Below are 12,956 nucleotides of genomic sequence, written 5' to 3'. Positions count from 1 at the left end.
TGATTCTGTAAAATATTGCGATTTGTTACCGCACTTTCACCACATTTAGAGTTGATAAATAATCCGTTCAATTCTTTATTGAACGGATTACAGGATTACATAACTAAGCGGCGAAGATCAGACAAGACACCATTAATAAATGTGATAAATCTCGCACCATCCGCACCATCAATCACACGATGATCGTAAGATAATGATAGCGGTAACATTAAACGAGGCGTAAAGTCTTTACCATTCCAAACTGGTGTCATTTCAGATTTAGACACACCTAAAATTGCTACTTCTGGCGCATTCACAATTGGTGTGAAATGAGTACCACCAATTCCACCTAAGCTTGAAATAGTAAAACAGCCGCCTTGCATGTCAGAAGCAGTCAGTTTACCTGCACGGGCTTTTTTAGAAATTTCTGCTAACTCACGAGAAAGCTCAATAATTCCTTTCTTATTTACATCTCTAAAGACAGGTACTACTAAACCATTCGGGGTATCTACTGCAACACCAATATTGATATATTTTTTCAATGTTAAGCGTTGACCATCTTCAGATAATGAACTATTAAAACGTGGATATGCTTCTAATGCTTTAGCTACTGCTTTCATAATAAACACTAATGGCGTAATTTTAACATCCAATTTTTGTTTTTCAGCTAAAACATTCTGTTCTTTACGGAATTGCTCTAAATCAGTGATATCTGCTTTATCCCATTGAGTAACATGTGGAATCATCACCCAGTTACGGTGTAAATTAGCACCAGAGATTTTTTGAATACGTCCTAACTCAACTTCTTCTGTCTCACCAAATTTGCTGAAGTCTACTTTCGGCCAAGGTAATAAGCCTAGACCCGCACCATTTGCAGCACCATTTGATGCTGGTGTTGCAGATACTGAACCAGACTCAACAGCTTTAATTGCCGCTTTCACATACGCTTGAACGTCTTCTTTTAAGATACGACCTTTACGACCAGTACCTTTTACTTTATCTAAGTTAACACCAAATTCGCGTGCTAAACGACGAACAACTGGTGTTGCATAAGCAAATACTGAGCTACCTGTTACTTCCGCATCACCCGCTGGCGCAGTTGCTGCAACTGGTGCTGCTGGCGCAGACGCTTGTGGAGCTGGCGCAGCTTGTGCTGGAGCCGCTGCTACTGCAGGTGCTGCACCGGCAATTTCAAAGCGCATAATTAATGAGCCAGTTGATACTTTATCACCTGATTTCACTAAAATTTCTTTCACCACTCCACCGAATGGAGCAGGTACTTCCATTGATGCTTTATCTCCTTCAACGGTAATTAATGATTGTTCTTCAGTGATGGTATCACCTACTTTCACCATAATTTCAGTTACGTTTACCTCATCGCCACCGATATCAGGAACATTTACATCTTTAACCGCACTTTGTGCCAGTGCTGCTGGAGCAGCCGCCGCTGGTTGTGCTTGAGTTGATGCTGCAGGTGCTGCACCAGTTTCAAATTTCATAATTAATGAACCAGTTGAAACCTTGTCACCTACATTAATTAAGATTTCTTTTACAACACCTGCGATTGGTGCTGGAACTTCCATTGACGCTTTATCACCTTCTACATTGATGATAGATTGTTCAACTTCAACTTTATCGCCTACTTTCACCATTATTTCAGTGACGTTGACTTCATCACCGCCGATATCTGGCACGTGAACTTCAACTACTGCGCTTGCTACTAGCGCTGCAGCAGGTGCTGGAGCAGCTTCTGTTTTTGGTGCTTCTGCTGGTTTTGCATCTCCAGCTTCTAATACAAACATTGGCGAGCCAGTAGACACTTTATCACCAACTTTAACTAAAACTTCTTTGATCACACCCGCTTCTGGAGAAGGCACTTCCATTGACGCTTTATCACCTTCTACATTGATTACGCTTTGATCTACTGCAACTGTATCTCCAGCTTTTACCATTACTTCTGTAACGGTAACTTCATCACCACCAATATCTGGCACTTGAATTTGTTTTGACATTTATTTCATCCTCCAGTCATTCCTCAAAACGCTCCCTAAATTCAGGGAGCTAGGAATGTTAATCGTAAATTAGGCGTAAAGTGGGTTCACTTTATCTGCATCAATACCGTATTTAGCAATTGCTTCTGCAACAACTTTCTTATCGATAGTACCTTGTTTTGCTAACTCAGATAATGCAGCGATTGCAACATAACGCGCATCTACTTCAAAGTGTTCACGTAAGTTCTCACGGCTATCTGAACGACCGAAACCGTCAGTACCTAATACACAATAGCTTGTAGCTGGTACGTATGCACGAACTTGTTCTGCGAATAATTTCATATAGTCAGTTGCAGCAACTGCCGGTGCATCATTCATGACTTGTGCAATGTAAGGAATACGAGCTTCCGCTTCTGGGTGTAATAAGTTCCAACGATCTGCATCAGCACCTTCACGAGCCACTTCAGTGAATGACGGTACGCTGTACACATCTGAAGTTACGCCGAAGTCGTGAGCTAATAATTGAGCAGCTTCACGAACGTGACGTAAGATTGCGCCAGAACCTAATAGCTGAACTTTACCTTTACCTTGACCAGTTACAGTTTCAAATTTATAGATACCTTTACGGATACCTTCTTCAGCACCTTTTGGCATTGCTGGTTGATCATAAGTTTCGTTCAAGGTTGTGATGTAGTAGTAAACGTTCTCTTGCTCTGGACCGTACATACGGCGTACACCATCTTGCATAATTACAGCCACTTCGAATGCAAATGCTGGGTCATAAGAGATACAGTTAGGAATTGTTAATGATTGAATATGGCTGTGACCATCTTCGTGCTGTAGCCCTTCACCGTTTAACGTTGTACGACCAGATGTACCACCAATCATGAAACCACGAGCTTGTTGGTCACCGGCCGCCCACATTAGATCACCAATACGTTGGAAACCAAACATTGAGTAGTACACATAGAATGGAATCATTGGAAAATCATTGGTTGAGTAAGATGTTGCAGCAGCTAACCAAGATGCTGTTGCTCCTTGTTCATTAATCCCTTCTTGTAAAACTTGGCCATCAATTGCTTCACGATAGTAAGAGACTTGCTCACGATCCTGTGGAGTATAATTTTGACCATATGGATTGTAGATACCAATTTGACGGAATAAACCTTCCATACCAAATGTACGAGCTTCATCTGCAAGAATAGGCACAATACGTTTACCCACAGATTTGTTTTTCAATAATACGTTTAATGAACGAACAAATGCCATAGTGGTTGAAATTGGACGTGCTTGCGCTTCAAACAATTGAGCAAATTCTTCTAATTCTGGTACTTCTAACTGTTCAGTAAAGCGTGGCAAGCGAGTTGGTAAATAGCCTTGTAACGCTTGGCGACGCTCATGAAGATATTTATATTCCTCTGACCCTTCTGCAAACTTGATATAAGGTAAGTTTTCAACTTCTGCGTCAGAAATATCGATGTTAAAACGATCACGGACATGTCTTACGCCTGACATATCCATTTTCTTCACTTGGTGAGCAATATTTTTACCTTCAGCAGCATCACCCATACCATAACCTTTGATTGTTTTCACAAGTAATACAACTGGTTTGCCTTTAACTTGTTTCGCTTTGTTAAATGCTGCAAAGATTTTTAATGGATCATGACCACCACGATTAAGTGCCCAAATTTCATCATCTGTCATTTCAGCAACTAATGCTTCTGTTTCTGGATAACGACCAAAGAAATGTTTACGGACATAAGCACCATCTTTTGATTTCATCGTTTGGTAATCGCCGTCAACAACTTCCATCATTAGTTGTAATAATTTACCTGAAGTATCGCGTTGTAATAAACGATCCCAACGACGTCCCCAAATAACTTTAATCACTTCCCAACCTGCACCATTAAACAGACCTTCTAATTCTTGAATAATTTTACCATTACCTGTTACTGGTCCATCTAAACGTTGTAAGTTACAGTTGATGACAAAGACTAAATTATCAAGCTTCTCACGTGCAGCAACAGAAATCGCGCCACGTGATTCTACTTCGTCCATTTCACCATCACCTAAGAAGGCATAAACAGTCTGATCTGCTGTATCTTTTAAACCACGATTATGTAAATATTTTAAGAAACGAGCTTGATAGATTGCATTTAATGGTCCTAGCCCCATTGAAACTGTTGGGAATTGCCAGAATTCAGGCATTAATTTAGGATGAGGATAAGAAGAAAGACCTTTACCATGAACTTCTTGTCGGAAATTATCCATTTGTTCTTCAGTCAAACGTCCCTCTAAGAAAGCACGAGCATAAATTCCTGGAGAAATATGGCCTTGGAAGAAAACTAAATCGCCACCATTTTTTTCTGAACGAGCTTTAAAGAAATGATTAAAGCACACTTCATAAATAGTTGCTGAGGATTGGAAAGAAGACATATGTCCACCTAATTCCAAATCTTTTTTCGAAGCACGTAATACCATCATAATTGCATTCCAACGAATAGCACCACGAATACGTCTTTCTAAATCTAGGTTACCTGGATAATTAGGTTCTTCAGAGGTTGGAATAGTGTTGATATAGTCGGTAGTAATACCTGTCGGTAAAGAAACATTATTTGCACGAGCATGTTGCATGAGTTGTTCAATAATAAATTGTGCTCTTTCAACACCCTCTTCGCGAATGACCGCATCAATAGCTAACAACCAATCATTAGTTTCGACTGGATCTACGTCATTCTTTAACATATCTGACATAGTCTTTTCCTTATTTTGTTAAGTTAAAAGTAAGCTTAATCTTAGTTAAGATTAAGCGATGAGTTAATAACTAAATTGATAAAATTGAATACAATTTGCAAAGGAACAATTAAGAAGAACCGCTTCACAAATTTTTAACAAATTTTATAAATATTATTAGATTTTTTTAGATAAAGATAGTGATTTCTCTCACAAAACAGAAAAAAGAATACTTTTGAGGTAGCTTTTTTCTTATCTAAATGAGTTTTTCTAATACAATAATGAAATTCGAAATATCTCTCTTTTAATACAATGAAGAAAATGAAAACTATTCTCATATTATAACCTTCATTTTATAAAATACGTATAGTTGTATCAAAAAATGAATAAATGAATCTTAATTAAGGAGAATAATAATGATATATCGACCCAAGCACAGTAAATATTAACAAGATCTTTTAAGTGAGAGAAACGTTGTTACCTATATCAGATTACAATTTATCTATTGACTACAATATAAATTTCAAAAGATTTTAGTACAAATAACAATCCGCCCGTAAAACGGGCGGTTTTTAGGCCACCCTATAAGGGCCTAGTACTTCACATGCCCCTCAAGGGGCATGTGAAGTCTGACAACCGTTCAATAACTCTGTTGCCTACCCCTTAAAGGGGTCCATATATTCTTTCTTCGATAAATTATCCTGAATCATATCTTCCTTTTCCTGATTTCGGATATATTCCTCTACAATTTTTGTATTTAAACCTACTGCACTTACATAATAGCCTTTCGCCCAAAAATTTCGATTCCCATACTTATATTTTAAATTTGCATGTCTTTCAAATATCATTAGCGATGACTTACCTTTTAAATACCCCATAAAACTTGAAACGGCCAGTTTTGGAGGTATCCTTAACAGCATATGGATATGATCTTTCATTGCATATGCCTCTATTATCTCTACATTCTTGTAGTGACATAATTGTCTTAGTATCCCTCCTATATCAACTCGCAATTTTCCATAAATTGCTTTTCTCCTATACTTAGGGATAAAGACTATGTGGTACTTACAGTTCCATCTTGTGTGTGATAGACTTGAATCGTCATTGGATTTACTTGCCATGACTTATCCTCCTATATGTTGAATTTTGGTTGTCAGCCTTGTTCATTATAGGAGGATGTTTTGTTCTGCTCACCGCTTAAGCTTTTCTGTTCCATACGCAAAGCGTATGGTTTTTATAGCTAGACTTTGTCTAGCTATAAATAAAAAAGTCTGCCTTATAATTAGACAGACTTTTCATTTAGAAAATTTCAAAGATTATTTTTTCAATACTAAAACAACAGATTCACCAGCAACAACTTCACCAGTTTTCTTTTCAATATTACTTATTTCATCCATATTTGAAATCACAACTGGAGTAAGTACTGATTTTGCTTTTGCCTCCAGCATTTCCAAATCAAATTCAATAACAGTATCACCACGCTTTACTGTTTGACCTTCTTGGGCAATGCGTTTAAAGCCTTCACCTTTTAATTCAACAGTATCAATACCAAAGTGAACAAATAATTCTACACCATCTTTTGACTCCATCGAAAACGCATGATTAGTTTCAAAAATTTTACCAATCACACCATCAACAGGAGCAACCATTTTATTGCCTGTAGGACGAATAGCGATGCCATCCCCAACAATTTTTTCAGAAAAAACAACATCTGGTACATCTTCAATATTCACAATTTCACCAGAAAGCGGAGCAAAAATTTCCACTTCAACGGCTTTTTTGTCTTTTGAACCAAATAATTTGTCGAATAAACCCATTTTAGTCTCCTACTAAGTAAATGCGTTTATATTTTAGCGTAAAATTTTAAACTTGTATCTAATTTAATGCTTTTTCAGCTAAAAAATCTTCTACTAATTGTTCAATTTCTGCAGCCGTCGGCAGCTGTAACGCTTTAGCTGCTAATGTCTTCGCATCTGCATAGTCGACATTACGGATCAATTTTTTGATACGTGGTACAGAAATAGCACTCATACTAAATTCATCTAATCCCATGCCAAGTAACAAAATAGTTGCTTTTTCATCGCCCGCTAGCTCACCACACATACCCGTCCATTTCCCTTCCGCATGTGAGGCATCGATCACCTGTTTAATTAAACTTAAAACAGATGGTGACATTGGATTATAAAGATGAGAGATTAATTCATTACCACGATCTACGGCTAAAGTATATTGTGTTAAATCATTTGTACCAATACTAAAGAAATCAACTTCTTTTGCTAAGAATTTTGCATTTACTGCAGCGGCTGGTGTTTCTACCATTACACCTATTTGAATCTCATCATCAAAAGTTTTGCCTTCACTACGTAATTCTTGTTTTAATGTATCAATAACCGCTTTTAATTCACGAATTTCTTCAACAGAAATGATCATTGGGAACATAACAGCTAGTTTACCAAATGCTGAAGCACGTAATACAGCTCTTAGTTGTGCATGCAGAATCTCTCGACGATCTAATGCGATACGTACTGCACGCCAGCCTAAAAAAGGATTCATTTCTTTTGGCAAATTTAAATAAGGTAACTCTTTATCACCACCAATATCCATCGTACGCAACACAACTAGGCGTCCATTCATTGCTTCAACAACGTCTTTATAAGCGATAAACTGCTCTTCTTCTGTTGGTAATTGGTCACGATCCATAAATAAAAATTCTGTACGATATAACCCCACACCTTCAGCACCATTACGATCCGCACCTTCAACATCACGAATTGTCCCAATATTGGCAACAACATCAACACGGTGTCCATCTAAAGTTAATGCGGGCAAATCTTTTAATTTCGCTAACTCTGCTTTTTCTTCCGCGAGTTTTTGTTCTAATGCTTTTAAGCGTGTAATTTCTTGCTGTGAAGGATTTACATAAATCGCATTATTTACAGCATCAAGGATCAAGTAATCGCCTGTATTTACACGCTCGGTAACATTATTTGTACCAACAATCGCTGGAAGTTCTAAAGAACGAGCCATAATCGAGGTATGTGAAGTTCTACCTCCAATATCAGTAATAAAACCTAATACTTTCTCTAAATTTAACTGTGCGGTTTCAGAAGGTGTCAAATCATAAGCAATCAGAATTGCTTCTTCATTAATATCACCGAGATCAACAATATGCATGCCTAAGATATTTTTGATCAAACGATTACCAATGTCTCGAATATCTCCAGCACGTTCTCTTAAATATTCATCATCAATTTCAGAAAGCATTACAACTTGTTGCTCTATAATCTTACTTGCTGCCACACCAGCATTTACTTTATTTGTTCTTATATAATCAATGATTTCTTCTTCTAATTCCTCATCTTCTAAGATCATTAAATGACCTTCAAAAATAGCAGCTTTCTCTTCACCTAATGTTTTTTCTGCGCGATCTCGAATTGTGCTTAGCTGCTCAACAGCAGCCTCACGTCCTTGATAAAAACGTGCTATCTCAGCTTCAATTTGAGCCTCACTAATTTTTTGCATATCAAGTACAATTTTTTCTTCTTTAAGCACTAATGCTTTACCAAAAACAATACCTGGTGAAGCTGGAATACCTGAAATCATATATAACCCTTCCGAAATATATTTAATTTTGATGATAAAAGAAAAGAATAGCCATAATATTCATGACATTATGGCTATAAACAATTATTCTAATGTTGGGATAAGAGCAACTAAATGTTCCACTGCTTTTTGCTCATCCTCACCTTCAGCTGAAATTGTAATAACTGTACCTTGTGTTAATGCTAAAGTTTGTAATTTAAATAAACTCTTCGCACTTGCACTTTTACCCGCTGAAGTCACAGTAATGTCAGATGCAAATGCTTTTGCTTCTTTTACAAACTGTGCCGCTGGACGAGTATGTAATCCATTTGGCGCAATAATTTCAACTTCTTTTGAGTACATGATTTTTTCCTCTAAACAAAATAATTAAAGTAAAATAAACAATAAATGATTATTTGCTCATTCTTTGCATATCACATTTATTTTTAAATAAAAAATAAATATATAGCTAGTATCAATCTTAGCAAGTAAATAATCAAGGTTAATCAAATAAAAACTTGAGGAAGATCACAAAAAAACACTCAAAAAGAGTGTTTTTTAGTCCTTTATTAACATTCAATTAACGACTATAGGTCGGCAGCAAAATGACGCTGGGATTTTGTTTCATTGAGGCTAGCAATAAGACGGTGATAATTATCAAAACGCACCGAATGAATCTTGCCTAATGCTACAGCTTCACGTAATGCACAACCAGGATCGGATAAATGTTTACAATCCCTAAATTTACATGTTCCTAGAAAATATTGAAACTCACGATATCCTCTCGTAATTTGCTCTTGTTCTAAATGCCATAATCCAAACTCACGTATACCTGGAGAATCAATTAAATTTCCTCCCTGAGGCAAATGATATAAACGAGAAGATGTTGTAGTATGTTGTCCAAGTCCTGAGTTTTCACTAATGCCTCCAATCTGTGCGTTAACATCAGGCAAAATATGATTAATCAAACTTGATTTTCCTACACCAGATTGTCCAACAAAAATAGATGTACCTTCAGATAAAAGAGCGGTGAGTTTTTCCATATTCTCACCTGATTGTGCTGACAAGATTATCGTTTGATAGCCAATTTTCTGATAAATTTTCAATTGTTCTTCCACTTGTTGGTATTCTGATTCTGTCAACAAATCTGACTTATTCACAATAATTACAGCTGGAATATTCGCAGTTTCACAGATCACTAAATAACGATCGATAATATTTAATGATAATGTAGGTAACACCGCGGAAACAATGATGATACGATCAATATTCGCCGCAATTACTTTTAAACCATCATAGTAATCAGGACGTGATATTTCATTTTGGCGTGGTTTAATTGCTTCAATAACTCCGCTAATCCCTTGTAATTGTTCATTTCCTTTTCGCCAGACAACCCTATCACCCACAACAACATTAGATAAAGTACGACGTAAATTACAACGAAATACTTCACCATGAGTATCTTCAACATCAGCATGAATCGAATAACGAGTGACAATTACCCCATCTTGTGACTCACTTAACATATCATCTTGCCACTCAACCACTTGCTTTTCTTTACGTTGATGGCGATGTAAGGCTTTTATATTGTTTGATTGAATGCGACGTTTTTGATTCTGCGTTAATTTACGTTTACTCAATGGCTTATCCTTTAAAGTGCGGTCGTTTTTTTACAAGTTTTCCGCTAAAATACAGAAAAAGTATTTTCATAGGATAACATTATGCAATTAGATAAACAAAATCTCATTTGGATTGATTTAGAAATGACAGGCTTAGATCCTGAAAAAGAACGTATTATCGAAATAGCGACAATTGTAACAGATAAGGAGCTAAATATTTTAGCTGAAGGTCCTGTTTTAGCCATCCACCAATCTGATGAATTACTCAGTAAAATGAGTGAATGGTGCATAAAAACACATACAGCAAATGGTTTAGTTGAACGTGTTAAAAACAGCCAGTTTACTGAACGTGCAGCGGAGTTACAAACTATTGACTTTCTAAAAAAATGGGTTCCGAAAGGCGCTTCACCTATTTGTGGTAATAGCGTTTCTCAAGACAAACGTTTTTTATTTAAGTATATGCCTGAACTTGCAGAATATTTTCATTACCGTCATTTAGATGTCAGCACGCTAAAAGAGCTTGCTTCCCGCTGGAAACCCGAAATACTCAAAACATTTCAAAAGAAAAATACTCATCTTGCTTTAGATGATATTCGAGAATCGATTGCTGAATTGGCCTACTATCGAGAACATTTCATTAAGTTAGAAGAAAAATGATCTTTAAATATCACCTAACAAGTACCCTAGTACAACAATAGTTGATAAAACATTATTGCAGTCGTTTGTTATCAAACAATCCTTCTGGAATCATACGGAAATTGTGCGAAGATAACATTGCAATACAAACTATCACTACAGATATTGAACTGAAGATAAACATATCAAATAAAATATAGCGACACGATAATAATGTCCTATTTTTTTATTACCTCGTTGAATATCTAAGCAAACCGACTTTTTTCTGCATTTTACACTTGCGCCCTCAAAAATTTTTCGTATAATACCGCCCTATCACTGTTAAGCAGTTTTGATAATGTGATGCGGGAATAGCTCAGTTGGTAGAGCACGACCTTGCCAAGGTCGGGGTCGCGAGTTCGAGCCTCGTTTCCCGCTCCAATTACAATATTTTACTCTTCAATGCGGGAATAGCTCAGTTGGTAGAGCACGACCTTGCCAAGGTCGGGGTCGCGAGTTCGAGCCTCGTTTCCCGCTCCAAAATTATATTATTTCTTAAAAATAAACTTTATTCCTTATTATTCTTTTACTTGTATTTTTATTAAAGAAAATACGCTTTTAGTCTATGTTATCCAATAAAAGTGCGGTACAATTTTGGGCTATTTTGAAATGTAATTTAATAGTAAAAAAGCATAAATCTATGACTAAAGTATCTTGCTATACCCAGTATATCCGCGATGAAAATGCAATGTGTCAATTTGGCGCCCAACTTGTCAATGCAATTCATGAGCTTGATATACCAAAAGCAATCACTATCTACTTAAATGGCGATTTAGGTGCAGGTAAGACGACGTTAAGTCGCGGAATTATTCAAGCACTAGGCCATCGCGGTAATGTAAAAAGTCCAACTTATACTTTAGTTGAAGAATATCATTTACCCACTAAAACTGTTTATCATTTTGATTTATATCGTTTAAGTGATCCTGAAGAGCTCGAGTTTATGGGGATTCGTGATTATTTTAATAATAATTGCTTGTGTTTAATCGAATGGGCCGAAAAAGGTCAAGGTTTGCTTGCAGAAGCTGATTTATTAATCAATATTATCTATGTAGAGAGTGCTCGTAATATTGAATTAGTGGCAAACACCATAGTCGGTGAACAAATTATTGGCAAATTAACACAATAACACTGTAATACGATGAGAAAGCATAATTTTATTTCATTTTTCTTAGTTATTTTCTTTTTTATTTCAATACCATCATTTGCTAATAATGTGTGGATTATTGCAATTGATCCTGGTCACGGAGGAACCGATCCTGGTGCCATTAGCCGTAATTTAAAAATGTATGAAAAAAATGTGACGTTATCTATTGCGAGAGAATTAAAAATATTACTTGATAAAGATCCAAATTTCCGTGGTGTATTAACTCGAACTGGTGACTATTTTATTTCTGTTCCCAAACGATCTGAAATTGCGCGTAAACATAAAGCGAATTTACTCATCTCTATCCATGCAGACTCTAATTTATCCCCTAATTTACGGGGAGCCTCTGTATGGGTTTTATCCAATCGCCGAGCTAATAGTGAAATGGGGCAATGGTTAGAAGATCATGAAAAACGCTCAGAGTTACTCGGCGGTGCTGGTACAGTACTTTCCTCACATAACGAAAAATACTTAGATCAAACAGTGCTTGATTTACAATTTGGTCACAGTCAACGTGTTGGCTATGAACTAGGTTCAATTGTGCTAAAACGTTTTGCTAAAATCACGGCTTTAAACCGTAGCACACCTCAGCACGCAAGTTTAGGTGTATTACGCTCACCTGATATACCTTCAATATTAGTAGAAACAGGTTTTTTATCAAATACAAATGAAGAAAAGAAACTCAGCTCGCTAGCCTACCGTAAGAAAGTTGCTTACATGATTTATGAAAGTCTAGTCGAATATCGCAAAAAAAATGTAGTCAATGAACCTAAAATACCAACGAAAACAGCATCTGGAAAAACAACTGAGAATAAATCAACCATCGCTGATAGTGGTATTCGTCATAAAGTAAAAGCAGGCGAAACCTTAAATGGCGTTGCTAAAAAATACGGCGTAAAAGTGAATGATATTACTGCATTAAATCAATTAAAACGCCGTGAATTATGGATTGGTGAAACGTTAAAAATTCCAGGAGATACAAAAAATACAAGTCAATCCGATAAAGTAAAAAAGAAAGCTGCTGAAACTAAACATGAGAAGCCTACACAAGGAAAAATCGGTTCTCAAACAAGCTCGAATACCCCGAAATATCATACAGTGAGAAAAGGACAAACATTGTATGCTATTGCACGAGAATATAATATTCCACCAACACAATTACTGAAATTAAACCCGAATTTAAAAAATGGGAAAGTCCTGATAGGACAAAAAATTAAGTTAAGAGATTAATGC

The 12,956-nt window shown here is 36.5% G+C and carries 10 protein-coding genes and 2 tRNA genes; 5 read left to right on the top strand and 7 right to left on the bottom strand.

Annotated elements, in window-relative coordinates:
* Positions 1–95: 95 nt before the first annotated feature.
* From aceF to rsgA, 7 genes are all read right to left on the bottom strand, one after another.
* On the bottom strand, positions 96–1,991 hold the full coding sequence (gene aceF, locus K7G93_RS01755; protein WP_224046120.1) for a pyruvate dehydrogenase complex dihydrolipoyllysine-residue acetyltransferase: 1,896 nt from the start codon (positions 1,989–1,991) through the stop codon (positions 96–98).
* Between the two features lie 69 nt (positions 1,992–2,060).
* A complete protein-coding gene (gene aceE, locus K7G93_RS01750) occupies positions 2,061–4,724 on the bottom strand; it encodes a pyruvate dehydrogenase (acetyl-transferring), homodimeric type (protein ID WP_224046119.1) in 2,664 nt (887 codons plus the stop codon).
* 635 nt (positions 4,725–5,359) lie between these two features.
* Positions 5,360–5,824 (bottom strand): IS200/IS605 family transposase, encoded by a 465-nt coding sequence (gene tnpA / locus K7G93_RS01745; protein WP_228400326.1) that lies wholly within the window; start codon positions 5,822–5,824, stop codon positions 5,360–5,362.
* Between the two features lie 195 nt (positions 5,825–6,019).
* On the bottom strand, positions 6,020–6,520 hold the full coding sequence (gene crr / locus K7G93_RS01740; RefSeq protein ID WP_049215965.1) for a PTS glucose transporter subunit IIA: 501 nt from the start codon (positions 6,518–6,520) through the stop codon (positions 6,020–6,022).
* Positions 6,521–6,578: 58 nt separating this feature from the next.
* Entirely contained in the window at positions 6,579–8,306 is a 1,728-nt protein-coding gene (ptsI, locus tag K7G93_RS01735) for a phosphoenolpyruvate-protein phosphotransferase PtsI (RefSeq protein ID WP_223668077.1), read from the bottom strand.
* Positions 8,307–8,390: 84 nt separating this feature from the next.
* Positions 8,391–8,648 (bottom strand): phosphocarrier protein Hpr, encoded by a 258-nt coding sequence (ptsH, locus tag K7G93_RS01730; RefSeq protein ID WP_049215968.1) that lies wholly within the window; start codon positions 8,646–8,648, stop codon positions 8,391–8,393.
* 224 nt (positions 8,649–8,872) lie between these two features.
* A complete protein-coding gene (rsgA, locus tag K7G93_RS01725) occupies positions 8,873–9,925 on the bottom strand; it encodes a small ribosomal subunit biogenesis GTPase RsgA (protein ID WP_160531548.1) in 1,053 nt (350 codons plus the stop codon).
* An 81-nt stretch (positions 9,926–10,006) separates the two neighbouring features.
* Here rsgA and orn point away from each other — a divergent pair, with 81 nt between their 5' ends.
* From orn to K7G93_RS01700, 5 genes are all read left to right on the top strand, one after another.
* On the top strand, positions 10,007–10,561 hold the full coding sequence (gene orn / locus K7G93_RS01720) for an oligoribonuclease (protein ID WP_115322911.1): 555 nt from the start codon (positions 10,007–10,009) through the stop codon (positions 10,559–10,561).
* A 323-nt stretch (positions 10,562–10,884) separates the two neighbouring features.
* A tRNA-Gly gene (locus tag K7G93_RS01715) sits at positions 10,885–10,960 on the top strand.
* Positions 10,961–10,983: 23 nt separating this feature from the next.
* Positions 10,984–11,059: transfer RNA gene (locus K7G93_RS01710), tRNA-Gly, on the top strand.
* A gap of 160 nt (positions 11,060–11,219) precedes the next feature.
* Positions 11,220–11,705, top strand: coding sequence for a tRNA (adenosine(37)-N6)-threonylcarbamoyltransferase complex ATPase subunit type 1 TsaE (gene tsaE, locus K7G93_RS01705; protein WP_115322912.1), 486 nt, complete (start codon positions 11,220–11,222; stop codon positions 11,703–11,705).
* Positions 11,706–11,717: 12 nt separating this feature from the next.
* Positions 11,718–12,953, top strand: a complete 1,236-nt coding sequence (locus tag K7G93_RS01700) for an N-acetylmuramoyl-L-alanine amidase (RefSeq protein ID WP_228400409.1) — start codon at positions 11,718–11,720, stop codon at positions 12,951–12,953.
* Positions 12,954–12,956: the final 3 nt, after the last annotated feature.

Origin of the sequence: Pasteurella canis (genome assembly GCF_020810675.1) — a bacterium.
Classification (GTDB): domain Bacteria; phylum Pseudomonadota; class Gammaproteobacteria; order Enterobacterales; family Pasteurellaceae; genus Pasteurella; species Pasteurella canis.
The sequence above is the reverse complement of the archived record's forward strand: the minus strand, read 5'-3'. Positions and strand labels throughout refer to the sequence as shown.